Source organism: Mesorhizobium sp. M0676 (assembly GCF_040320535.1).
GTDB lineage: Bacteria > Pseudomonadota > Alphaproteobacteria > Rhizobiales > Rhizobiaceae > Mesorhizobium.
This window is the reverse complement of the sequence record NZ_JAMYPU010000007.1, coordinates 41,627-67,020: the sequence shown is the minus strand read 5'-3', so window position 1 is coordinate 67,020 and position 25,394 is coordinate 41,627. Positions and strand designations below refer to the sequence as shown.

The following is a 25,394-nucleotide window of genomic DNA, read 5'->3' as shown; positions in this document are numbered from 1 at the left end:
TTAATGAGCGAAGTTGCATCAGCGGATGAAGGGAGCGGCCCGGCGACAGCCGATGCCAGCCCGGCGACCGTTCGCCCGGTTGCGAGCCGTTCGGTGCCCAATCGTTCAGTGCCCTTGGCGCGCGGCCTGTCGACCAAGCTGCTCTTGCTCACCATTGTCTTCGTGCTCCTGGCCGAAGTCCTCATTTTCCTGCCCTGGATCGCCAGCTACCGCCTGGCCTGGCTGAAGGAGCGGCTAAGCACCGCTGCCGCGGTGTCGATCGTGCTGGTGCAGGGCGAGCCCAATTCGCTCTCCCGCGCCGCCCAGAACGACGTGCTGATGGCAATCGGCGCCAAGGCGATCGCGGTGCGCGACGGCGGCGTATCGCGCCTGCTGGTGGTGGCCGAGATGCCGCCGCAGGTCGACGAGCATATCGACATCGCCAATGTCGGCATGATCAAGGGCATGACCGGGGCGCTGGATACGCTGTTCTTCGGCGGCAAGCGCATGCTGCGGGTGTTCGGCCCCGTCGGCGACAGCGACAAGGAATTCGAGCTGATCATGCCCGACTATTCCCTGCGCAACGCCATGCTGCGCTATTCGCGCAACGTCGCCTTCGTCTCGCTGCTGATCTCGCTGTTCACCGCAATGCTGGTCTATGCCGCGATCGACCTGATCATGATCGGCCCGATCCGCACCATGACGCGCTCGATGCTGTCCTTTTCCGAGGCGCCCGACGATCCAGGGCGCATCATCCACCCGGCCGCCCGTGCCGACGAGATCGGCGTTGCCGAGCGCGAACTGTCGCAGATGCAGGAACGGCTGCAAAAGATGCTGTCGGAGCAGAAGCACCTTGCCGACCTTGGCCTCGCCGTCTCCAAGATCAACCACGACATGCGCAACATCCTGGCCTCGGCGCAGCTGATGTCGGACCGCTTGCGCCTGGTCAAGGACCCGACGGTGCAGGCCTTCGCGCCAAAGCTGTTGCGCGCGCTCGACCGAGCCGTCTCCTATTCCGAAGGCGTGCTCCACTATGGTCGCACGCAGGAGCCGGCGCCCTCACGCCGCCGCTTGCGGCTGCGCCAGCTGGTCGACGACGTCCACGGCCTGCTCGACATCGAAGATGGCATCGAGTTCGTCAATGCCGTCGAGCTCGCTTTCGAGGTCGATGCCGATTCCGACCAGCTGTTTCGCGTGCTCACCAATCTGTGCCGCAATGCGGTGCAGGCGATGGCGGCCGACGCCGAGAGCGCGCTGGTGCGCCGGCTCGCCGTATCGGCCGAGCGCATAGGCAGCGTAAGCCGCATCATTGTCACCGACACCGGTCCCGGCCTGCCGGCAAAAGCGCGAGAAAACCTGTTCGCGGCGTTTCGCGGCTCGGCCCGCAGCGGCGGCACCGGCCTTGGCCTGGCCATCGCGCACGAACTGATCCGCGCCCATGGCGGCACGGTGGAGCTGGTCGAATCGATCGGCGGACGCACCACCTTCGCCGTCACCATCCCCGACCAGCCGGTCCGCCTCGACCAGGCCCGCAGCGGCCTGCGCCGCCCGGCCTGAGCTGTATTTGATATTCAGCCGAAGCCGGACTGAGCTGAATCTCAGCACACCTTGATCGGCACCGTCGAAAGCAGCTGCGACAAAACTTTTGCCGGATTGGCTTGCTTTTCGGAAATTCAGTCGCTAGGGAACACGTCTTGTCGCGGCCGGTCGTCAGGATCGGTTAGCGGGGCTATGTAAAGCATGGCCTGTTGCGCGCCCGTAGCTCAGCTGGATAGAGCACCAGACTACGAATCTGGGGGTCAGGAGTTCGAATCTCTTCGGGCGCGCCACTCTTCAAGCAAGTGCTTGAAATCGCTTAAGGCGTTGATTTTACTGCGATCTGATCTGCACGCGTGCTACTTTCGCGTGCTACATTCGGGGTGTAAAATGGCGCGCATGAAATACCTCCAACGTCGCGCGAACCGGTTCGAATTCCGGTTTGCTCTGCCTGACGACATAGCGGGCCGGCCGTTCCCGATGCCTTGGCCGGAAGAAATCGAATGGTGCGTGAACCGCAGGTCTGGCCGATTTAAGAGCGAGCTGGTCAAATCGTTGCGAACCAACGATCAGCGAACAGCCGAACGAGCCGCCCTTCCTTTGATCGAAGAAGCTCACCGTCTCGTCGATCTTGCCAGGAAATCACTTACAGACGGGCCGCCGACAGAGATCGCGCCAGCTACAATCGATGCGCTTGCAGCTGCTCACACCGCAAGGCTGATGAGAAACGACGAGGCATTGCGCAGGAAGGGTCTTGGACTCGACCTCGACACCGGTGCCTTTTCGCCGGATGGAGCCGGGATGACTGACGGTGACATTGCGGCGTATCGAGCAATCGTAGCCTCGCTCGACAAGCTGTCGCGTGATGAAGTTGCAAAAATGCGCGGCAGTGAAGCGATCCACCGGATCATCAACAAGTCGGTTGAGGACGCCGGGATAGTCCTCCACCCGGATGATCCCACCTGGCGGCAGCTTGAGCTCGCATTCATCAAGGCACAGAGGAAGGCCGTGCAAGCTATTACGGAGCGGCTGAACGGAGAGGAGATCGCAACCCCTGAGCTCCCCACGACGAAAGCTCTGCCAATAACCACCGCCCTGGCGAACTGGTCACAATCGAACAGTCGGTCGGCTCGGAAGCCACGTCAGGAGTCGATCAACGAAGCAACGCGGGCCGTGCAGAGGTTTGTTGAATTGCATGGTGACCTCGACGTCGGCAAGATCACGAAAACGCACACTCGTGAATTTCGCGACGCGCTCGCTCGCGTGCCGAAGCGACTGCCACACAAGCTGGCGAAGATGCGGTTGCCCGAATTGCTGAAGAATGATCTCAGCGCCTACGAGCCAAGGGACGCTCAGACAATCAACAAGAGCCTGAATCTTCTCGCCGGCGTTCTGACCAAGGCTGAGAAGGACGGACACTTCGATGCCGCCTCGGGGTGGTCCAATCCGTTCTATGTAACCTTCGATGTATCAACGATGGAAAAGGGCCATTACGAGCCATTCAGCGTCGGCGAGTTGAACAAGCTATTTGCTTCACCGGTCTTCGTCGAAGGGAAGCGTCAACTCGGCGGCAAAGGCGAAGCCGCTTTTTGGTTCCCGGTCATTGCACTTTACGCTGGCGCGCGGCGATCTGAGATTGCGCAGCTCAGGCTCGGTGACATTCGTACCGGTGGCGCCGGCATTGCTTTCATCGACTTCAATGACGACGGCGATGATCAGAACCTGAAGACTACGAGCTCGGCTCGGTCAGTGCCGATCCATCGCGACCTCATCGCCGCTGGTTTACTCGACTATGTCGCTGAACGAGCGAAGAAGGCAAAGGCTGACGATCCGCTTTGGGCCGAGTTCAGTTCGCCAATCGGACCGAAAGCAAAGTTGTGGTCGAAGTGGTTTGGCCGCTACTTGGGTGAGTACGCCGTCGACAGCTCATCGAAGACATTTCATTCGTTTCGTCACACCTTCAAACGTGCGTGCCGCGAGGCTGGCCTCACCGAGGAAGTTCATCATGCTTTCACTGGCCATGCTGGTGGCGGAGTCGGCCGCAGCTATGGACGAATGCGCCGGAGCGACGGAGTTATGGATCGCGGCATCTCGCTGGAGCGGCTGAAGGCTGAGATCGATCGGGTTACGTACGATGGACTTGTGTTGCCGCGCTGGAAAAGCCACTCGTGACTTTCGTGCCAAACGGCCACGAATACCCCCGTGTTAGGCCAGAAGGGGGCGTTCTACCTTTGTTAAAACGCTGAAAAGACTGCGGACACGAGGGAAGCGCCAATCGCCTGGATCAAAGTCGAACTTCAGGCAAAGCATGCCGCAGCCGCAAATTCATTGTGGCGGTCCAGACGGAGCACTCATCGACGACCTCACTTTTCGTAAATAGCCAGGACATTCATATCAGGGCCGTCCTTGAGCGTTCCAACGAGGCGAAGGCCATGACCGCCAACGCGGCGAATTACCGTATATGCGAAGGCGCCAGTGAAGTAGCGGCCGCGCGACTCGAGATGGAGGTGCACCGAGCTACCAGTCCCATCGAGCACCACGCGGAAATCGATCCACTCGATCCTTCCGTGCTCCGCAGATGCCTCTTCGATAACCTCGGCGGCCCGCGCCGGCTCTGCTAGGTCGGTCAAGCTGAGCCAGTAGGCTGCCTTGTGGTCGCGATCGTATGCTGGCAAATCCCGGCCGGCCTTTCTCGCCAGATCCTGGAAAAGCCGCTGCACCTTGCCGTTCTCGAACTCGGCGGCCATCGGGATGAAGCGGAGCCCAGGCGGCAGGTCGATCAAGCAGAGGGCTCGCGGTAGACTTTGGGCGAGGTGTCTGCCATGCCAGTCCAGCAGCGCGGTGTTGTCGCCTACGAGAAGGCGCTCGGGATGAAGCAGCGAATAGTAGACGATCAACTGTTCAAGCTGACGGTGCGACGTGTTGATCGGCTCGAGCACCAGTTCCTGTTCGCTCCCCTCGTTACCACCTTTGGTTTTCTGCCGTTGCGCGCTGCCCTCGGCTTCCGCCGTGAACATGCCGAAAAGACCGGACAAGCCACCACGCACCGTGCCCATGAAGCTCGTCTGGACTTCCTCGCTCTGCTCCTTGGTGAGACGAATGGTTCGCGGCCCGTCCTTGAATGCCGGACGGACGATCGCATCGTAGAAGCGAGCGATGTTCTCGTCATCGATGACCAGGGGAGAGTCCTTGACCCACAACCAGGCCTTTCGGACCTGTTCAGTGATCTCGGTGTCGTTGCTCGCTTGTGTTGCCATGGGTCCGATCCTTATGCCTTTGCCGGCGCGGTCTTGCCGCCCTTTCGAATGTCGTCGCGAATTATCCTCATCAGATAGTCGCGTAGCCTCTCTATGTCCCGGCTGACGTTCTGGATGGGGCTCGCATTGTATGTTTGCTTCGGGCGATACTTCGGTACCTTAGGCGTCCGGACGAACCCGTCTCGCAGAATTACCTAATAGCGTCGCGCACCGCGTTCACCAGGCTCGCCGTTCCCTTGCCTGCCGCGTAGATGGGATCGCGACCGCCTAGAGCATCCTTGACGCAGAAAAAGGCTTGGTGACTGCTACTTCGCCACGCGAACACGAAGATGTCCGCTGTCCTCGCGAGGTTCGTAAGGCTCGAGGTGCACACCGTGTCAGAGTTCACCTCGACGGCGCAGGATGGGAAGAGCTCCCTCAGGGCTGACTTGGCGCGCGCGCCTGCCGCCTCCGTTAGGGTGTAAATACCGATCGTCTTACCCGCGAGCATCTCGCCGGTGTCGGCATCGTCGGCCGCCTTAAGGGTCGGGCGGAGGTCCGCAATGGCGGAAGGATCCACGCCGTAGTCACGGGCCAAAAGCTTGATCGGCAGGAAGTCGTGGGAGCCGAGCCGATGCGCAAAGCCATGCGATTGACTGACGACTTTGAGAAAAAATCGCAATCTGGCTTCGTTCGCTTCACTAGAGGGCGCTGGCGAAATCGCCAGAGCTTCGCATACGTCCAAGGACCACGCCAAATTGGCATATGACGCCACTCGATCTTGGATGGCCTCAAGGTCGGCGACTGTCGTCACATACTCTTGGGTGCTGAGCCCAAACTCGAGCAGCGCGGCGAGGATCGTACTCAGGATCTCAAGATCTCCGCGGGCCACGGCTTCGTCCATTGCGATCAGGAGCAGGATTACAGTCGCCAAAGGCTTAGTTGATTGCGTGGTAGGCTCACCCTCCGGGAAAAAGGCGGGCACTATAAGTGATAGGGAACGTCGCGCGACGTCGGCCGCGCCGTCGCTGAGATTCCCGATCAGGTTGGAAAATTCCCCGCAGAGCTGGACGTTGGACCGCAACGGAACGGCGTCCCACATCGCCCGGTCGTTAAGGACCTCGGCTTCTGCGGTCTCGGGAGGATATCCGGCAGCTAGACGCCGAGCCCAGCGCATCCAACCGGCTGGTTCAAGAGGCCCTTCAGTCTCCGACTCTTCCGAAGGAGCCCCATCGCGCAGGCTCTGTAGGCGCAAAACGAGGGCGCTTGGCAGATCCTCATGAACTGATGGTTGAGCGTCGAATGTGTCGAGTAGCCGGCGTCGGGCTTCCGCCGTGCCGATGAATTGGACGCACGACAGGAGCACGCTGAGCGATTTCCGGTGAAGCGGCTTGGCTAAGTAGAGTTCATATGCCCGATCGTACTGGCCGTCTTCGAATGCTGCTTCGGCCTCGTCCGACAACTGAGCGACTGGCCCACCCTGCGCCTTGTCCACGACAGCGGACTCGAGTTTGTTCGACGCGCCGATGAATGCATCAGCCCAGGTTGCGTCCTCCGTGGGAAGTAGACTTAATAGTCCTTCGAGAATGGTGGGGTCCGGCTTTGTCTGGATGCTTTCATAGAGAACGAAGGCCTTTACCACGCGGCGTGTTCGGACGCCGTGGCGCGACGCGAACAGCCTCGGAAAGGGCTTGGCGACCCGCTCTTCGAACGCAAGGCGAACCGCTCGGGCGTCGCCTGCCACCTCAGCTTCATCGACATAGATTCGATAAAGAGCCTCGACGAGGTCCGACAGGGTCTGTGGCGGGAGGGGAAGGTCAGCGAGAGTTTTGATCGTCCAGTAGTCGCGAGCGATCTGCTCCCATTGGCCGAGCCCGGCCATGAGCCGGATATCGAGAAATCTGAGATTCTCCTCGTTCAATCGGCCAGAGCCACGGAGTTCAGCAATAAGTGCTAGTGCACTCACTTCATCCCGAGAGAGCAACGCACGTTCCAGATCGGATCGCACCCGGCCTACGGGTCGCGGTTCGGTTCGGCCTAGATGAGGGCGTTGGGCGTCCAGCTTTGCCAGCAACGCGAGGCGCTCGCCTATTTTGGAGCTGTCGGGCCCCTTGAAAGCCAGGACTTGCTTGCCGAAGCGGGTCCGCATTGCCTCCGCGCTGGGGTTTGCAGAATCGGCGACCTGCAGGTGGGAAAGGTATGATGGTCCGAACCAAGCGCGGAGAGTTGCTCGAAGTCGCTGCTCGCCTTCTTTTGTTGAGGCCGTGGCATACCACCCGGCTACGGTCCCATTGCGGTACAACGGTAGGATAATCGGCGCGTCGGAGGCCCCATCCTTCAGCCTCAACAACCATGGCAGGACGGCGTCGAGCCTATCCGCGGGGGCGGCGCTTTTTTCGATGTCGGCCCAGATCAATTCGTTCGGCGCACCGAAGAACCGCTCCAGCCACGGGCGCTCGGTTTCGGAAAGGCCGGCGATCATCCCTCTGACCTTCCATAGGATTCGAAATTCAGTCTGGCCTCAGCGATCCTTTGGAGGGCCGTGTCGTAGACGACGGTCTCATCGTTAAACTCAAGGCCGCGATACGTGAGGTTCATCGATCCCGTCAGGAGCCCACGTTTTAGCAGAATGCCTTTGACGTGCAGATGTTTGCGCCTAACAATTTTCAATTTTTCTGATAGCCCACCCTCCTCAGCGCCAACCGTTAGCGCGTCCAAAAACGCGTCATTGTGCTCGTCAAGATTGGTGGCGATGCCAATGCTGGTCCCGCGTGCCATAAGATAGAGCGCAATCTCAATAAGACGCACCTCGCGCGCGCCCCACTCCGGATTGACGGCACTGAAGCCTCCGGCGCGGTTGTCGAATAACACCACATTGCTGATCCAAGGGCTGACCAGCCACGCGCGTTGTCCTCCAGGAGAAATCAGTTCGCCCAAAAACATCATCTGAAGCAGTTCGCGAACCACGTTCTGGCTGGTGGCGAGGCTCTTGAAGATGCGTCGACTTTCAAACCTCATTGCACCGCCTCCGCGATATCGAGGTCGATCTCGAAGGCGTCCTGTACACGCCGCACCGCCTGAACACGGGCGTAAACAGAGAGATAGTCGGCTTGTACGGGGTTCGTGGCAAGAAAGCTCAGCGCGTCCGCTAGATCGGATGCCGCGTTCATAGGGCAGATCAGGGTCGCGGCACCTTCGATTGCCAATCGTGCGAGGCACAGTTCTTCCCAGCCCTCAGTGTGGATGGCGATGACTTCAAGCCCGCGACCCAGGTGGGGTTTCAGCAACAGTGGCTCTGCGGACGGCAAATCGCGGAAAGCTGAATACAGACTTAAGCCAGATCGGCGGATGTGGGCGCCGCGAGGCCAGAGGAGGCTGTAGATGACGGAAAAGCGCCACTGATCGGGGTTGATAGTAGGGACCTCAATGCCTGCGTCGACGAGCGCAGCGTCGATGTCAGCGCGGCGTGCGAGGCGATAGGCGATGACGCGCGCATCCAACTCTACGCCGAGCCGTACCTCCTCCGAAGACCAACGAGTCAGTGCCGCGAGCAGGAAGCTATCGCTCGCAGGCCCGGACCCAGGGCGCAATATCCTATTTGCGACGGCGACAACAAACGCGTGGAAGGTGACATACCCTTCTGCCGCCAAGGTGTGCCTCAGTTCGGTGAGGCGAACATGGCTCTGCTTAGCGCCATATGCTGACCGATATCGGGCCGTAGCGCCAGCAATATCGCCACCCGGATGCGTCTCCAATTCCTCAAGAAAGCGAACCATTTGGAAATCGCTAAGCAGAAAATCATTGTCCCGCAGAGCGGCGGTCATGAGGCTGAAGAACCGGCGAGGATCATCCGCATACTGCTTCAGAACATCTTCGATCAGGCCATTGCCGCCTGGTGAAAGTTCACTGATCCAGATTTCGCGCGACGAGGCCGCGAAGACATCGTCTGGCTCGCGCGGCCCGGCGTCGATGTCGACGACCAGGCTGTCGACGTCAATATCGGGGCACAGGCTCGCGATGGCATTCATCGCCGCCGCCGCGACCGTGACCGAGAAGCGTTCTTGTAGCCATGGCTCCCAGGATTGACTAACCGGGGTCCAGAGGATCGCCGCCAGACTGTGGAGGTCGGCGACGACGGCGGGGTTTGCTAGGTGGATCGAAAGGGACTGACGCAGCTTGTCTTGCGTGTTGCCATGGGCGTCGGCGTCGTCGACGACGGCCGACTGGAAAAGGATTGTCAGCGTCGCACCGAGCGAAAGGTCGGCGACACCGGTTGCGAGGTTTTCCGCCGCCTCTCGCAGCGAGATCGACTTGGCGATGGCTTCGTTCGAGAGGGCGGCGAGCAGAAGATGAGCCAGCCATTCCCGCGCGAAGACGTTGTCGACGCTCGCCAAGTACGGCCCACGGGTCGCCTGGTGATGGAAGCGAGCCGTACGCATGGCGCGATAGAGGGCACTGCCTTCACCCCCGAGCGATGACCAAAGCGCCTCGGGGTGAGCGAGCTTCAAGCACAGCGCATCGGTGTTGAGGCTATATCCGACGGCTGCTGGATTGCCGTCAGCCTCGAAAGTAAAAGTCTTTTGAGCCGTGCTACCGTTTTTGTACTTTATCTCGGCCGCGCTAGCGACCGCAAAACGCCGAACCTCCACGGGGGCGAGGTTTTGGTGCGTGAAGAATCGAACCTCAGAGACAAGGCTCGACCAAGGGTCCCGTTGAGGCATCTCAAGGACGAGACCGCTCGCCCGCGCAACGATCTGAGTGCGCCACTCCAGTCGAGCCTGGGAGGTGTCGAGGATGTTATGCGGCGTCTGCTCTGTGATGATCCGCAGAGGTCGATGGACGGGGTAGCGGAAGATGCCTATGTCCGTCGTCACCGCCCACTCGCCGAGCGGCTCTGCCTCCAAGATCGACGCCAGGGCAACGCTTTGGCGAGGACTAGTGTCCAAGGTGGGACACACCCAGTGCCGCTCCGCCGCGTGGTTCAAGGCGAACCGGCGAGAGACCCGGCCGGGCGCGAAATCGCGCATCGCCTGCAAGATCGGCATCACCTGAGGAGCGGGGGTCTGTCCGCTCCTGGAAGGCAGAGCGATTAGGACTTCCGGCAAGTTCAGATCGCTGAACAGGTTGGCGGGCGCGAACTCCGGCAACGGGGAGTTATTAATCACGGTCTCGGGGCTGGAGCCCTCGGTTCGCCACGCGGTTTCTAGCCGTCGAAGGGCTGTCGGCAGGACCTCGGTCAGAAGGGGACGGGGATAGTCCCAAAGGAGAAGCGCGACTTCCTTGTCGGCAAGCCGGAGTGCGCGGCCGAGAAAGGCTGCGTAGCGGTCACGTTCAGCGGGTTCACTAAGGATGCGTGTGATGGCGCGTACCATCCGGGCTTGGCGGTCGGTATCGGCGCGCCAAGTGGTCGGACCGCTGAGGTTTCGCCACACGCTACCGTCTGACGCCGCGTCGAGTTGTTGGCCTAAATAGTCGAGCGTCGCGTAAACCGACTGGATCCGTCGGACGTAGCGGTTGCCCGTCGGCAGAGTTCGCACCGCCAACTCAGGATCGAAAAGAAGATCGTAGCCCTGGTAGGCGATGCGGTCGCGCCCGTAATCCGATAGGACCACAATTGTCCAAGGCCGCATCCGGCGGGGGCGGCCGGCCCGGCCTTTCCTTTGCAGAAACTGAGCGACATCCCGGGGAGCCTTGTGCTGAATGACGGCCCCAACTAGGGGGTCGTTGTATCCAACTTCCAGGGCGGCGGTGGCCACGACAATGTCGAGGTTCTGACCGACGCCCGGATCCAACGACATGACACGTCCGACGGCCTTACGGTCTCCGCCATTCAATTCGTGCCCGATATCGAGCGGAGCCTGCCAATCCTGGCCGTGACTCTTGCGCAACAGACTTGCCGCTGGGCGTCTCAAAATGGCCAAACCGCCCTGAGGGTGGTTCTGGGTGTCGAAGTTCCCCCATGAGTTTCGGCCCTCGGCATCCAGCATCGCATAATACATGCGGTTCGTGACATCGAGGTCGTCGGTGAACAAGAACAGGCGCTCGCCGAAGACACCGTGGCTCTTTCGCTCGCGTGGATTATCCAGAATCCTCGAGGTAAGCATCGCGGCCTGAATCGTGGTCGACATAAGGGCCGCCTGTGATACGGGGTCGCCTCTAAGCGCGAGCATGTACTCGGCGCCCTCGTCGATCATGTCCGATGCGATCGTCGTAATCTCGACCGACGCCTGCTCTGGAAGGCCCGTCAGCTGGGCCAGGAACTTGGCGCCATCTCGCAGCGTTGCCGACAACCCGACAAAGCTAACTGGCTTTCGTAGCAGCGTACGCCAGCGGCGCAAAAGGAACGCGACCTGCGCGCCGGAGCGACCCGAGTAGGTGTGGACTTCATCCAGCAGCATCATTTCGACGGGGCGCTCTACTTTAGCGCCCAGCCCAAAAAGGTGATGTGTCTCGGAGTCCGCCATCCGTTGGTTCAGCATCTCCGTTGTGGTGAAGAGGATGTCCGGGCTCTCTGAATTCAGGCGCTCACGGGTCAGGATGATCTCGTCCTCACGGATGCGATGGCCACACGCATCGCAACGGAGGTTCTCCAAATTCCGCTTCCGGTCCTCGTTGAGCCAAACCAAGTTGCCCTGACAGCCCTCTGTCGGGCACCGCATCGATTCACAAACAATCCCATCCCGATGATCGGGCCACTTCCCGCGTTTCTCATCGCCGTACCCGTGTTCGGCTGCTTTCATATTTGCCGGCGTAGGGCCAAAGAAGGTAGCGATCAGGACCTTTCGCTTTCCCTGCGCGGCCAAGGTAGCGTCGAGAGCGCGTGCTTGGGAGTAGACCTCGGCGAATTGGTCTTTCAGGAGCTCGTTGCGGGGGTATAGAGCGAGAACCTTAACCCAGCGGGTGTCCGACCTATCACGCCGAATATGTGCGGCGATCTGCGCCATGGCTGGCAGGTAAAAGGCCAGCGTCTTGCCACTACCGGTTCCCGCACTCACCAAGGTGGCCTGGGACGATGGGCTGTCGAGGCCAGAGAGAATGCGTTTGGTGGCAGCCACCTGGAACTTCGACAGCGTGAAATCAGAACCGTAGCCCCGCACGAGGGCGTCGAGCGCGCTGCGGGCCTCGTGATCACCAAGTGCTTCGGCTATCTCGGCAATCGCGGCGTCGGCCGAGATGGTTCGCTTGGGATATCGCCGGCGTCTCCAAATGAAACGGAAGTCGGCGACCAGCGTCGGCGCGTCCTGCCAACCGATCGGGCCGGAGTGCTTCGGAAAGAGCTGTCGTAGCCGAAACATTAGCCTGACGCCCTCGGCCATCCTCGATCGAAAGCGCTCTCCGGGTTCCTCCCCGACGTCGAAAACCAGAGTCCGCTGGAGGAGCTTCTCAAGCACATCCGAGGCGTGAAGAATTGTTAGACCATCGAACGAGGGGAGCGCGTTCAACGCATCATCGATGATCTCTCGAAGCTCTTGGCCGGTTAGGAACGCGTCTACTAAGCCCCATGACAGCAAACGAGCCTCTTGCTGCTCCATCTGGTCCAGGACGGTGATCAGCAGTGCATCGTCGGAGGTCATGGCTGGCGCGAGGCCCGAATCAGATAACCTTCCGTAGCTTTGTTGTCGGCGAGCCACTTCAACACTTCGGCGGTCAACAGGGCTAGCGGAGCTCCGCCGCTCTGAACCGCAGCCAGAAATCGCTTCACCTCGGTGCCAACCGCGAAATCAAACTTCTCTGAGATCCGTACCAGATCGCTCGCGAGTTTCTTGGAGGTCTCAACGGTTGCGGCGCTCGTAGGCACTGTCTGGAAAAGAGCCGAGAACTGGCTGTAAACCTGCTCGTACTCGTTAAGAGCCTGCACATTTTGCGGCGTGCGGGCGATCCGTTTGTCGATGACGCTTGGCGTGTCGCCAGAGTAGACAGCAATGCGAAAATCTCTCCAACCATCCAGGAGAGCTCGCTCGATGTCGCTGATCGCCGTGTCTCCGTCGCTCAATAGCGACGTCCATCCCGTCCCCTTCTTTAGGGTTGCGGACTTTTTCTCGGTCCGAAACTTTTCCCTGACTGTGGTGGCTCTCTTTCGAACATTGCTGAGGCTTGCCGGCGGCTGGATCTTGACGCCCAAGCCAGAGAGCATTGTCTGCTGCCTGACTAAGTTCGCAACGGCCTGCGCTGACGTCGCCAGTTCTTTTCGCAATACCGCCAGATCGCTGGCCTCCTTCGCGTTCGCCGTGAGACCTTGAAGTCGAGTCAGCTTCTGCCGAAGCGCTGAGACGCGAAGTGGGAGTGCGTCTTTCATTGGAACTCACTTACGCTGTCGTTGGCGAGTAGGGTCAAGAGCGCGTCAATCTCGTCTGCGATTTTGGCCGGATTGGCCTGTTCGTGAGTGGAATAAACACGGTCGACGGTCTGCTCGGCGCCAGTGACGATGACATCCACAATGTTTAAGAACGAGACGGTGCGGTCTACTGATGAGAGATCCAGTGAACCGAGAGCGTTGAGCACCTTGGCTAATTGCTCGGCGTTGGCTTCATCAACGAGCGTCGCCTTGTTGACGAGGTCCACGATTGGGGTGCTTCGGAACTCTATAAGGCGCCGCTCGAAGTCCTTCAGACTAATGTCGTTGCGGGTCCAGTTCGACGTCGACATCAGCAAAGACGCGACCTGTTCAAGCTCTTCGATGAAGGCGCTCTTGTCGAAATCGGCATCGATGTAGCCACTCAATTGTGCTCGGAAGTCGTGTAACTTCCGAATGACGCTCTGCAATTGAGCCCACAATCGCTTCGCGTTTAGCGGGCTCAGATAGGCTCGCGTCTCCGGGTTCAGGTCCTCTGGCAAAGCGGTTTCCGCCTCGATATCCTTTTCGCCGGCGGCCAGGCTGTCTAGAAGACGCACGCCATCTAGGCCAAAGAGCACCGAGCCAGTTCCCTGGAATGTGCCCAGGAGATCAAGCAGGTCCTTCTGAAGAGTTTTTCGGGCCGGTGTGCCGTTCACATCGCCCCAAACGGAAGTTCGAACTTTCTCCCAGCCGTCGTCGAAGGCCTGGGGCACCATAGGTGGCAGCTGTTCGAATGTTGCGGCGAGGAGGGCCGGCACGTTGTTCAGCTTCACTGGCGGCGTGAGCCCGGCAACGCGAGCCTGCATGATGAGCCCCCTCGTGATCGCGTTGATTTGCCGACTAGCCTCATCCAAGAGCATGGGCCTAAGTTGCGCGGATAGCTTGTCAACGAGGTTGCACGTTGCAACGTAATCATCGTCTGCACCCTCGTAAGCCCATCGCTGTTGGTTTCGCGTGTACCTCAATGCTCCGAGCATAGCGGCGCGGATCCGGCCGTCTTCATCCTCGAAACGCTCACAGACATGAAGGACCCGCTTGGCGGGAGCGTTGCCCTTGGCATTGGCGATGTGGATTGAGCCTGGACGGATCGACTGCGGCCGCAAACGCAGAGCCGGCCAATTGATCGCGTCCTTGATCATCCCTGCCAACGCCGATCGGATAGCGTTGGCCTCGGCCTGCCCCAATGGGGTTCCGGCCGACCAAGCGTCGACTTTGGCTTGGAGGTCGCTGAACCAAGGGTCTGTTGCGGCGCGGGAGGGGGTAGGTGTATTGCGCGCTGGCGTTGATGTGGCGGCAGTCGGCGTGGCTTCAACGGGTTCTTCCGGCGCCAAAAAAGTGATGTTGTCCAATTCCGCCGGCGTAGGAAGCCCAAACCCCTTAAAGATACCTGGCGGCACGCCTGCGATGCCTTCAGACGTCGTCGGGTTTCCACCCCAAATGGCCAACAATGGGCCAAGGCGTTTGCGGTTCGCCTCCGTCTGACCCGCCCGTCTGACCCAGCCGACGAGCCAGGAGTTCGGGAGGACGGCCTTCTGATCTGCGGAAGGAAAGGCCTTTGCCTTGAACTCGCTGCGTAACAGCAGCGTGCTGCGCAGGATGAAGTTGATAACCTTGCGGGGGTTAAGGACCAACTGCCCGTTTTTGACTAGGTGTGCGTCAACTAGGGCTGTGATGGCCTGACGATTGAAAGGAAATAAGGGATGGCCAGCACGCGATGCACCGAAGGCGCCAAGAAGCTCCTGGGCGGCATCGTCATCTTCGTCGCGCCACGTGCCAAGCCAAGAGCCTGCGGTCTGCTCATCAGAGTCGGCGAACTTCCGCCGAAGAGAGTCCTCGCCCCATCGCGCAGCGTTCAGATAGGCGCCAACGAGTTCCACAGCGGATGCTCTGATCTCCTCGTCAGACAGATCGCGACCGCCAACCACCCATTCGCGCTGGGCTCGCGTGTAAATTGTCTCGCGAAAAGCGAGCACGCCGTCGGTCAGGGCGATTGCAGTCCGCATCGTCGCGCGCACTGTCTTCCCGTCCCGTTCGCCTTCCTGGATAGAAACCTTCAAAAGAACGTCTTGGATACCTGAAAGGGCCGCGAAATCCTCCACGAGCAGAACGAGTTCCTTTCCCTCATCGAGAAGGGTCTTCCGAACTGCAAGAATGATATCTTGTAATGTGATTCCGCCCGTAGACTGTTGGAGTTGAAACACGTTCCCGATTGCGGGGTCGATAGCCTCGTTCAGCAGATCTATCGCAACACCTACCCGGGCCGGGTCGGCGCTGGCCACGATCGTCTTGTAGTACTGTCGAACTGGAAGAGAGGCATCACCCAGATTCACACTATTCGGCAGGACGAGATCGGCAGGAGTGAACTGCGTCTGATCGTCGGCCTCGTCGTCGGCTTCGTTGCGGCCCCGAAGGGAACGCGAGACCACTCGCGACAACACGTTTTCTACGAAATGCTGCGAGAGTGCCGGATCGGAAAAGAGCTTCGGCAGGTCCTTCGCGTGACCGATCTTGGGTCGAAGGTCTGTCCGTTCCGGATGTCGCTGGGCCTCGGCCTCCAGCTTCCTTCGAATATCGGCCAGCGCGTTCTCTAGGTGTGCCCGAAAAGTGACGGCAGCGGTCGCGACGTCGACTTCGGCGACGGCTCGCTTGAGGTCCTCACTAGCGGCCTTATACCGGGCGTTGTCCTTGAGGGGCTCGAGGATGAATTCCACGACGTTCCGAAGGCTCGCGCTCTTTGGGATACGGATTACGTGAAGCTTGTCGCGCTTCGGTGATCGCTGGAGCTGCGCGTCAAGCCAACGAATGATATGAGATTTCCCCGCGCCCGAGGCGCCGGTAATCGGAAACAGGAGGGTCCCGCCCGGCACGTTGTCCGTCAGAAAGGCGTCGAGCAGATCCTGCTCGCTGACAACCGTGTGCGTGCCGGTGCCAACGTCGATCGTCACCAACGATGAGGGCTGGTGGACTGCCAAAAGAACGGCGACATCCGCGGTCTCGGCCTCGTTCTTGATGCAGGCGTTGACCTGGGATTCCAGTGGCCAGTAGTTGTCCAGCATTACGCGGCTCCGGTACGGGTGGGGCCGCGACGAATGTATGGGAAGGCGCGCCAGCGGCGGCCTCCGAAACCTGTCATCTGAAGGCCTTCTTCGTTGTCGTCTCGTTGTTCGAATTCGAGTTCGCCCGCGTCGACGAGGCGTTCGATTGCCCTGGACAGCGAAGTCGACAACACGCCCTCGGCGGCAGGCTCCCAGGTCGAGTCCTTAAGGGTTTCCTCGACCCGGGCGCGGTACAGGCCGGTATCGAGCACCGGCAGAGCGTCCGCTATTTTGGCAAGGAAGGCGCGGGCGGGGAGCGGCGCGTTGCTGTCAAACACGTCGTCGAGGACCCCTCTGAGGGCCTCAGTAGGATCGACAACGAAGAGCGGGCCTTCGCGGCCGAAGCCAAGATATGTCATCCAGGACTTCAGCGTGTTGTAGCGGGTGTCGTTCTGGAGCATCCGCTTTTGCGGGTCCTTCACCTGGACCGCTTCTAAGGCCTGAATTGCGGCATGGTTCGAGGTGTCGAGCGTATAAACGTCCTGCGCCAGCATCCAAGAAAGACCACGGCTCAAGTCTGCGCTTCTAGAGCCCTCTTGCTCCCAGAATCGAGCATTGTTTTCGGTGAGCAACGCGATCTCGCGCGCGACGGCTGGTAGCAGCGTCTCCACTTTAGACACATCACTTCCGAGGCGAGATCGATAGGGTTCCCTCAGTGCCGTGAGATCGTCGACCGTCTCGAACAGACCCAGTTCTAACCATCGCAGAAATGACCCGTTCAGCTTCGACTTTTCGACAATTTCGAGATCACCCCCGCACATCGCGAGGAGATCTCCACGCGACCGGGGCCCGAAGCTAACCGACGCTCTGACGAGCGCGATCAGCGTGTTCACCTGGCCGTCGCTGGCTTGGTTCAGCACTGTCATTGGCGTGCTCCCGAACGGAACTGTTCTAACGTCAGCGTGTTGGCTCCGACCTCACCCAGACGCCGACCGGGATGATATGGATCGGCAAGTGACGCCGAGGCAACGATAAGGTGCAGCGGCCGCGATATCTCAAAAACATGGGGTGGCGGCGGACTCTGCTCCGAAAGAATGCTCACGCGGATCAGTGGGGCGGTGGACGGGTTTCTGACCTCGTCCTCAAGCGTTTCTAGAAGCACCATTCCGCTGGGGGATCGTCTGTGCAGAGTCTTGAGCGCCTGAGTCGCCGACCTAAAGCGGCGCGACACAGCAACCTCGTGCGCGTTGAAAACGGCGACCGCATCCGACGCGATGGATAGTGCAGTTGCGTCGTCCCATGGGTCGGGAAGGATCAAAATGATCGGGGCGGCAGCTGAAAGATGCGGAAATTTGGTCATCCACGCTGAGATGTCCTGCCTTACTATCCGCTCGATGCCTGAAACTGCCGGTTCAGCGTAATCCATATTGGTGACGTCATCGCGCCGGTGGCTGGGACAGCCGCCGCAAGCGCTTGAGACGATGACGGCTCGGCCGGGTGTGTAACTCTGGTAGAGGCCGTGCAACAGTTCCCCGATCTCGTAGTTGCCGCTGATCAACGAACTGAGTAGTCGGCCATTGTCCTCCGCGGCGACAAACGCGCGGGACCGCTCTGCAGCGATCAGTGAGGAAAAACCTGGCTTGTCAAGGTGGTTGCCGAAGTTCACCTCGATGATACAGCGCGTGTAGTAGGACGCCCAATGATCCTCAGTGCGACGATCAAAGTCAGCGTCAGTCTCTTCAGTACTCTGCTCTAGGACTTCTGGGGCCATAGCGTCCAAGTCCAACAGGCCCGCTCTAGCCATCATGATTAGGGTCCGCATGTTCCAGGCCTGATTGTAGTCGGTCTGGCGGCGAAGTTTGGGTGGCACTGTCGAGACGTCGAGCAAGAACCGGCGCCCCACATTGTTCAATTTCGTGGCGTTTCGATACATTGCTTCCCAGCGATCGAACGCGAGTTCGTCACTGATCAGTGATGGCGAGGCGATTCGTTCTGCGACATCGAGGTCCGCCTTGCCGTATATCATCAACGATCCTGCGGGGGCGCCGTCACGACCACCTCGACCGACCTCCTGGTAGAACCGATCGACCGTTTCGGGCACGGCGGCATGTATCACGGCCCTTACATCACTCTTGTCGATGCCCACACCGAACGCCGAGGTTGCGACGATGATGTCTATCCGATCTTGAGACCAATCTTCGATGATTTTCAGCCGTTCGGAGTCCGGCGTCTTGCCGTGGAACGTGGCGACGCGGCCGAATCCTTCCGCCTGAAGGCGCCGGCGCCAAGATCCAGCGTCCGCCCGCTTTGTGACGTAGAGGATGAGTGGGCGAGGAGCGTGGCGGACCGCCTCGAGTATCTTCGCTTGCTTGGCCGCGGAGTCGTCCTCTCGGTGTATCCAGTATTGCGGCTCTGGGCGAAGGTGGACGGACGCGACCATCTGCACGAACTCCGGCGGTCCAAACAGCGCGTCGATCGTCCCGATGGCATCCGGCGTGAGGGTGGCGGACATCAAAATCGTCCGGAACGGTTCGTTCCGGCATTCTCGAAGCAGGCCGCGACGAATGCCCGCGATCATCTGGAATGCGGGTCGAAAGCCATCGCCCCACTGACTGAGCAAATGTGCTTCATCAACGATGAAGTAATCGAGCAGACCGGCCTTTGCGGCGTCGTATAACGCCGGGAGCAAGGCACCCGTCACGGCCTCCGGCGAACAGTAAAGGACCCCCTGGCGTCCTTGCCGAATAGCCGCTTTGATAAGGTTCTTCCTCTCGACAGAGAGGCCCGCATGCCAGGCGAGGTGGAGCTCCCCTGCGCCGGCACGAGCCCTTCCGGCCAGCCTCTCAGACATCTGCCGAGCTTGATCTAGGGCGAGCGCTGTCGTCGGCACGACGCAGAGCGTTAGACCGCCCTCGGGGCCTCTTACTAGGACCGGCGCTTGCGCGACGAAGCTTTTCCCTGAACCGGTGGGAAGGCAGACGATGAGAGTGTCGCCTGGGCGCATCAAAAATACGCTTCGTACTGCCTCGCGTTGGCCCGGCGAAACGTAGGAAGCAAAACCGCTGGGCTCGGCAAGGAAGGGGTCGATTGGGGTGGTCCAATCCTTGCGCACGATCGCTTGCCGAAAGACATCCTCGAACACGGGGACATCTGATCTCGACAGCCAGGTCGGCGCCCAAGGCAGGGCTTCGATCAGAAGGTCGCGATCTGTCTGGCTATGCGCACTGACACCGAACCGCGCCCATTCCGGTTCGCTGGGCCAAGGATTCGTCAGTGGCACCCTAAATTGCGCATTCGCGCCGGCCTGCAGCGACTCCCGCCGCAAGATGTGCTTGAGGATCGGAATAAGGTCGGCAATCGGCAACGAGCCCGTGCCAACGCTCGCTGTCAGAAGGATGTGCCGCGCCCTTTCGAAGAGGCCGTCTCGCGCGCTCGCTGGAACAGGGATAGCAGGCCAGCCTGCGAGGACTTCGTAGAGGTGTTCGAAATCAAGAACGGGCCCAGTCATGCACGTGCCAACGCTGCGGCGACGGCCAAGTTCTTGCCGATGAACGATGCTGTGACCGCGTCGAGTGAGACCCGCGGCGACCGGATCCCGACGATCAATTGCTCGGACAAGCCTCGCTCAAGTTCGAGATCACGCAGGTCACCGACTTCCGAACGATGCGCGCGAGCTTGCAGCAGGCCAAGGCGCGCTGCATCGGCCATTTCAGCGCGCCGGGCCGCCTCATCTAACCCCTCGTTCAAGAGTGGAAGAGCCCTGAGGCATTCCTCCGCTCGCACTCGGGCTCGGCGACAAACTTCCGGCCATTCCTCTATATGGGCAAGCCCCATTTCTCTTATGATGCGCCAACGCCTGGGATTCAAGTTGAAGTCCCGCCCGCCTTGATCGCCGGCCTCGATCGCATAAGGTTTTGACAAAGCGGCGATCAAGGCCGCATCGCTCACTTCTAGCAAATCGGCGTCAAGCCAGACGGTATGGAAGAAGGGGGCCAAGGCCATGTCGCCCCTGCGGCCGACGGACGAGAGCGCCGACGACGTGAGATGACCAGCTAGGTCAAGCACCTCCACTGCAGGTCTAACATCCGTTTCGACGACGAAGTCAAATCGGAAAAAGAGAGGACCGGCCCCATCCGGGGTTCCTAGCGCGTGCCGCCACACTCCTGTTGAACGACCTCGTTCGTCCCGCTGAGTGATATCGCTGAGACCCGTGAGGAGCGGATCACCATACCTCAGGACCCGAGCGCCAGCGGAACGCCCCTGCCGCGAAAGAGCCGAAAGGCGTCGATAGGTATACGGGGTGGTCCAAACATCGCGACCGACGACCCTCAGTTCAGTGTCGATCGCCGGTCGGCACCGTTGCACGAACGCTTCGAGCGGAATGAGCGTGTGGCGATCGCCCGTCAAATACCGGTATCGGAAAACGCCTCCAGGCGCCGATGAAACTTCCCTCGCGTCCCGCGCATAGGGATCCTGTCTGCGGTCAAACTGCAGCGTTGTTTGCACCCACCCGCTAATGTCAGCTTCGATTTGACGCCATTGATCGTCGAGGTCCGATAGTGCGTCGAGAGTTTCGGCCCGCGGGGCACCAAGCGCGTCCAATGCGTCCTGTTCGTCGATGCTCTTAATCTCACGCTCGATACGTCCGTCGTCACCGCCGTCTTGTTGGAGAAGTTCCTCGACTCCCTCTACGCCTTCCACTAGCAACAGTTTTGGAAGGTCTTTGACCACTTCCTCAGTCAGATACTGAAGGCTTGCGATCGATCGATCGAAGACCTTGAGCCCGTCATCCAGGTAACGTGTCCAAGCGGCCTCGAGAGGATCACTGTCGCAGCAAAGCGAGAGTGATTTGACGGCGCGACCAGATCCATAACGGTCTGCTCGCCCCAGACGTTGCTCGACGCGGTTGGGGTTCAAGGGCAGATCGAAATGGACGACGACCTTTTCGCCGCCCTGGAGGTTGAGCCCTTCCTCGGCGCGATAGTCGCAGACGAGTACCGGTCGGTTCGGGTCGTCGCAAAACGCCCGCCAAGCCTCGCCCTTAGGGTCGTGTCGATCTACAACGACCCCAAGGCTCGTAGAAAGGCTAGCCGCCAGCGCGTCAGCGGTCTCCGGATCAGAACAGAAAACGATAAACTGCACTTTCGGCAATGATCGCGCGTCAATCGCCCGTGCAAGCGCCTCAAATCTGTCAGCTGACCGCATGGAATCCGTCAGCGCGGCCGTGGCTCGCTGATATATCTCGGAGGCTCCCAGGTCTGACGGCGACCATCGTTGGCGGACGCCATCGCTGGCGGACAACTTATATCCCAATCTTTGTTCAGCGAGGTCGATCGCTGCGGTGAGGCGAACCGACCCTGGATCGCTGAGATTTTGTTCCGACATCTCCGTAAGACGCCAGTCTTCGGCGAGATCGGCCGCCCGCGATGTGGCGACAGAGGTGTAGTGGACCTCCTCCAGGCCCGCCCGATCGGGCGTCACGCCGCTGACGCTCCGCCGTCGATGACGCAGGATCCTTCGATGCAATCGATAGACCTCGCTCAGGTGGTCTCGAACCTTGGCGATAGCTTCGACGAGTTTGGGGTCGTCCTCAGCGGGCATTTTCGTGAGAAGCTCCCGCAACCGACCGGTCTCCTGCCCTAGACGCAGGTCGTCCGGGAACAATTCCGAGAGCTGGTCCAAAGTATAGTCGAGGTAGAGGGCGTTCTCAGGAGTGAGGGTGGCGACAATCTCGGCCAAGGCCTTCCGGCTTTCGATGCGGCGCCGGAACGCTTCCTCGCTATCGAGCGGATAGCCCTGGGGGTCCAACAGATGCAGCATGCGGAGAAAGCCACGTTCGTTGTGCAGGGCAGGCGTCGCGGAGAGGAGCAGGACGCGTTCGATTCGCGGGGCCGCTTTCACGAGAAGGTCGTAGACCGACACCGATTCCTTAGCTCCGTCAGCAGCGACGTGATGCGCTTCATCAATCACCAGCATCGTCGCTTTCGCGACGTGCGAGGCGATGCGTTCACGGCCAGAGAACGGCTCGACAAAGATCGCCTTATCAAGCAGATCCCCGAGGAAAAACTTCGCCGAAAGCTCCATCCGCCATTGGGAGACCAACGCGTCCGGTACAATCACAACGATGTAAGCCGCCTCGCGATCGTCGAGAATGCATTGGCGGATCAATACGCCCGCTTCGATCGTCTTACCCAGCCCAACCTCGTCCGCGAGTAGGTACCGCTGGACCGGATCCTGCAATACCGTCCGCACCACCTCGATTTGATGAGCCTCCAGATCGATTGCAGATGAAGGGAGCGCGGACATCCCTAGCGCGGCCGAACGCTGTTGCAAGAGAGTGCGCACGAAAGGTCCCCGTCCATCAGCGAACCGCGGCGTCTCGCTGATTCCAGCACCCAAAAATGACGTTGGATCCTTGATCGAGCGATCCCAGCGGACAAAGACCTTAGAGATCGGTAGGTAGAGCGTCTTGCCGTTTGGGAATCTGACCAACTGGCTGTCGCCGTGGTCATCAAGAACCCGACCTACTTCCCAAAAGCCGAAAGTAGCTTCGGCTGCATAAACTCGAGTTTGAGCAGCTATCGAGACGGAGCGGAGTTCCGACGACGAGCACTGCCTAAGTACGGGCTCCAACATCGGCGCATCAAAATATTCAACCGTGCATGTCGGTCCGTCCTGCGACAGCAGCTTGCCGATCCCCCAGCCGGCTAATTCACCGGAGATCGCTTTTACGAACACGCAAGATCGCTCGCCGGTGCGCGTAGGGTGATAGAGCCTGCTCGCCTCGCGAAATCAGCCCGCTTTAGAATCATTGTGGTCCACCCCCTAAGTGGACTAAATCATTCACGCTCCAGCTAAGCAACTTTCATTATCGCCCTCCAACGTTACTTGGAGGCGTTATGGCGCTCGGAACATCCTGTCGAACGTCGACGCTTGGCCGCAGGCGGCATAGACACGTTGTCCGGACGCGTTGATCAACGCTCTCGACTAAGGCGTCAATATGCCAAGCCGGCGACCCCGCGACCTAATCCAGACCAATACCGGTAGTGCCGCAGCGACCATCCATAACTTACCAAGGATCTGCCCTGGGAGAAGATCGAGACTTCCGAACGCGAGGGTGAGAAACACGATGCTGTCGATGATCAGGCCCACAACACTGCTGGCAGTCGCTGCTAGCACCAAGCCGCGACGCTGAAGCGGCGTGTACACTAGAAGATCCGCCGTTTCCGACAGGGCGAAGGCGACCGTTGAGGCGATAACCAATGCAGGAGGCGCAAAGAAGGCCGAAAGAACCGCACCCACAGCAATGGCGGCAAAGGACCAGATGAGGCCGAGCCGTCGCTGGACAAGATCGCGGAGAACCAATGCTGCGCCGATCGCGAGAACGCCGCTGGGTGCGACAATGCCCGGCGCAACCGGGATGAGGCATGGTCCATCTGGTACACAGACAGTGCCCACATTTCCGATGAGCCAGTTGGCAAGTGGGATTGTGCAGGCGAAGGCGACGAGGAATATCGCGCCTTCGATCCTGCGCCTGGTATCCAGATCAGACATCGGCTGTCTCCTGAACCACTGAGCGGAACTTTTGATATCCTCCGGCGCGCAGTTCACAAGCCGGGCACCCGCCACAGCCACGACCCCATTCGTTGGTACGCTCGATGTCGCCATTGTAGCAGGTCAACGTGCGGTCCCGGATTAGATCTAGCAGGGGAATCCCCCCTAGACGCTCCGCAAGGGACCAAGTCTGCGCCTTGTCGATCCACATCAGTGGCGTCTCTAGAACGAAGCGGCTCTGCATGCCGAGATTGAGGGCAACTTGAAGCGCCTTGATCGTGTCGTCTCGACAGTCCGGATATCCTGAGAAATCGGTTTCGCAGACGCCTGTCACCACATGCTTTAGACCTCGGCGGTAGGCCACTGCGGCGGCGAAGGTGAGGAAAACGATATTACGACCGGGCACGAAAGTGTTCGGTAGACCGGAAGACGTTGTGGCAATTTCAACTTCCCGCGTCAGCGCAGTGTCGCTGATTTCGCCGAGCACCGACAGGTCGAGAACACGATCCTCACCGAGCTTTGCGGCCCAGGCCGGAAAAGCTGTCGTCAAGCCAGCACGGAACTCGATACGCGCATCGAGTTCTACGCGATGCCGCTGACCGTAGTCGAAGCCGATCGTCTCTACTCGCTCAAACCGATCGAGAGCCCAAGCCAAACATGTAGCGGAATCTTGACCGCCGGAAAAAAGTACGAGCGCGGATGCATCTGACATTACTGAGTGTCCGTACCGTAGAAACTACAGGCTCCGGTGTCGCTATCGCGCCTTACAGTCACTCGCCATAAGTTCGGACAGATCGGCGCGAGTTTCCGCCAGATCCACGACGAAAGGTTTTCCATTGTCGCGGGTCCAAGGTCATTAATCTCGTCCAGAAAGCGGTGGTCGAGACCATCGCGAGCCTCTTCGAGGGCCTGATCGAGCAATCCTAGATCGATGACCATGCCACTCTCCGGATCAGGACGGCCGCGAACGACTACCTCTGCGCGGTAGGAATGGCCATGAATCCTGCGGCTCGGCTCGACTTCAACCTGACGTTGGAGCGTGTGCGCCGCGTCGAAGCGAAACTCCTTGCTCAGTTCGTACATTATCGGATCCCCATGAATTTGTGAGTTTGGAGAGATAGGCGCCAGTGCGGATGCTGCAGGCAATAGGCTATCGCCGCCGCTGTATTTGCCTCGAGTTGAGGACCGTCGAGCGGCTGCAGAAGGAAGTGGTCAAACGCGAGGTTTTCGAAGGCCTTCGGATCCAGGCCGGCTTGGGGAAACACCAATTTCAGTTCATCTCCCGTAGTTTGCGCCAAGGTTGTCGCCCCCTTGGGGCTAACGGTAATCCAATCAATCTTGTTGGGGGCCGCCAGCGTGCCGTTGGTCTCCAAGGCAATTTCGAACCCGCGGTCATGGAGTGCCGACACAAGCTCATCACCCACCTGCAGGAGCGGTTCGCCACCTGTGAGAACGACGAATCGTTGGGACATCCCACCGCCCCACATATTCTCAATCCCGATTGCCAAGGAAGACGCATCGTTGAACCGCCCACCACCAATGCCGTTGACGCCGACAAAATCGGTGTCACAAAAATTGCAGGCGGCTTTCGCTCGGTCGCGTTCCCGACCACTCCATAGGTTGCAACCCGCAAACCGGCAGAAAACGGCCGGCCGCCCCGTGTGACGACCTTCGCCCTGCAACGAGTAAAACATCTCTTTGACTGCGTAGCTCATAGTC

15 protein-coding genes and 1 tRNA gene are annotated in these 25,394 nt (G+C 59.9%); 3 read left to right on the top strand and 13 right to left on the bottom strand.

Annotated features, from left to right (window positions below):
- Positions 1–3 precede the first annotated feature (3 nt).
- The 3 genes from NKI35_RS09555 (at position 4) to NKI35_RS09545 (ending at position 3,687) form a co-directional block, all read left to right on the top strand.
- Complete coding sequence (locus tag NKI35_RS09555; protein WP_023728827.1) at positions 4–1,536, top strand: ATP-binding protein; 1,533 nt, start codon at positions 4–6, stop codon at positions 1,534–1,536.
- A gap of 195 nt (positions 1,537–1,731) precedes the next feature.
- Positions 1,732–1,808, top strand: a tRNA-Arg gene (locus NKI35_RS09550).
- A 97-nt stretch (positions 1,809–1,905) separates the two neighbouring features.
- Positions 1,906–3,687, top strand: coding sequence for a site-specific integrase (locus NKI35_RS09545; RefSeq protein ID WP_352739719.1), 1,782 nt, complete (start codon positions 1,906–1,908; stop codon positions 3,685–3,687).
- A 191-nt stretch (positions 3,688–3,878) separates the two neighbouring features.
- On the opposite strand, the gene NKI35_RS09540 is transcribed toward NKI35_RS09545, so the two are convergent.
- The 13 genes from NKI35_RS09540 to queE all read right to left on the bottom strand — a co-directional run bounded on the left by NKI35_RS09540 (position 3,879) and on the right by queE (position 25,390).
- Positions 3,879–4,772, bottom strand: a complete 894-nt coding sequence (locus NKI35_RS09540; RefSeq protein WP_352739717.1) for a hypothetical protein — start codon at positions 4,770–4,772, stop codon at positions 3,879–3,881.
- A gap of 190 nt (positions 4,773–4,962) precedes the next feature.
- Positions 4,963–7,233 carry a protein DpdD gene (dpdD, locus tag NKI35_RS09535; RefSeq protein ID WP_352739715.1) on the bottom strand — a complete coding sequence of 757 codons (2,271 nt, stop codon included), beginning with the start codon at positions 7,231–7,233 and terminating at the stop codon, positions 4,963–4,965.
- A complete protein-coding gene (dpdK, locus tag NKI35_RS09530; RefSeq protein ID WP_352739713.1) occupies positions 7,230–7,769 on the bottom strand; it encodes a phospholipase D-like domain-containing protein DpdK in 540 nt (179 codons plus the stop codon). Before dpdK ends, dpdD begins: the two co-directional genes overlap by 4 nt.
- Positions 7,766–12,325 carry a protein DpdJ gene (gene dpdJ, locus NKI35_RS09525; protein WP_352739711.1) on the bottom strand — a complete coding sequence of 1,520 codons (4,560 nt, stop codon included), beginning with the start codon at positions 12,323–12,325 and terminating at the stop codon, positions 7,766–7,768. The genes dpdK and dpdJ overlap by 4 nt, the downstream gene beginning before the upstream one ends.
- Positions 12,322–13,047, bottom strand: a complete 726-nt coding sequence (locus NKI35_RS09520; protein ID WP_352739709.1) for a hypothetical protein — start codon at positions 13,045–13,047, stop codon at positions 12,322–12,324. The genes dpdJ and NKI35_RS09520 overlap by 4 nt, the downstream gene beginning before the upstream one ends.
- A complete protein-coding gene (gene dpdH / locus NKI35_RS09515; protein ID WP_352739707.1) occupies positions 13,044–16,142 on the bottom strand; it encodes a protein DpdH in 3,099 nt (1,032 codons plus the stop codon). Before dpdH ends, NKI35_RS09520 begins: the two co-directional genes overlap by 4 nt.
- On the bottom strand, positions 16,142–17,047 hold the full coding sequence (dpdG, locus tag NKI35_RS09510; protein WP_352739705.1) for a protein DpdG: 906 nt from the start codon (positions 17,045–17,047) through the stop codon (positions 16,142–16,144). Before dpdG ends, dpdH begins: the two co-directional genes overlap by 1 nt.
- Positions 17,044–19,629 (bottom strand): protein DpdF, encoded by a 2,586-nt coding sequence (gene dpdF, locus NKI35_RS09505; RefSeq protein WP_352739703.1) that lies wholly within the window; start codon positions 19,627–19,629, stop codon positions 17,044–17,046. The genes dpdG and dpdF overlap by 4 nt, the downstream gene beginning before the upstream one ends.
- On the bottom strand, positions 19,626–22,859 hold the full coding sequence (gene dpdE, locus NKI35_RS09500) for a protein DpdE (protein WP_352739701.1): 3,234 nt from the start codon (positions 22,857–22,859) through the stop codon (positions 19,626–19,628). Before dpdE ends, dpdF begins: the two co-directional genes overlap by 4 nt.
- A 249-nt stretch (positions 22,860–23,108) precedes the next feature.
- On the bottom strand, positions 23,109–23,675 hold the full coding sequence (locus NKI35_RS09495; RefSeq protein ID WP_352739699.1) for a VUT family protein: 567 nt from the start codon (positions 23,673–23,675) through the stop codon (positions 23,109–23,111).
- The gene (gene queC / locus NKI35_RS09490) at positions 23,668–24,387 is read right to left on the bottom strand and encodes a 7-cyano-7-deazaguanine synthase QueC (RefSeq protein ID WP_352739697.1); all 720 of its coding nucleotides are present in this window, start codon (positions 24,385–24,387) and stop codon (positions 23,668–23,670) included. The genes NKI35_RS09495 and queC overlap by 8 nt, the downstream gene beginning before the upstream one ends.
- Positions 24,387–24,758: a 6-pyruvoyl trahydropterin synthase family protein gene (locus NKI35_RS09485; RefSeq protein WP_352739696.1), complete on the bottom strand. Its 372-nt coding sequence runs from the start codon at positions 24,756–24,758 to the stop codon at positions 24,387–24,389. Before NKI35_RS09485 ends, queC begins: the two co-directional genes overlap by 1 nt.
- The gene (gene queE, locus NKI35_RS09480; protein WP_352739694.1) at positions 24,758–25,390 is read right to left on the bottom strand and encodes a 7-carboxy-7-deazaguanine synthase; all 633 of its coding nucleotides are present in this window, start codon (positions 25,388–25,390) and stop codon (positions 24,758–24,760) included. The genes NKI35_RS09485 and queE overlap by 1 nt, the downstream gene beginning before the upstream one ends.
- Positions 25,391–25,394 lie beyond the last annotated feature (4 nt).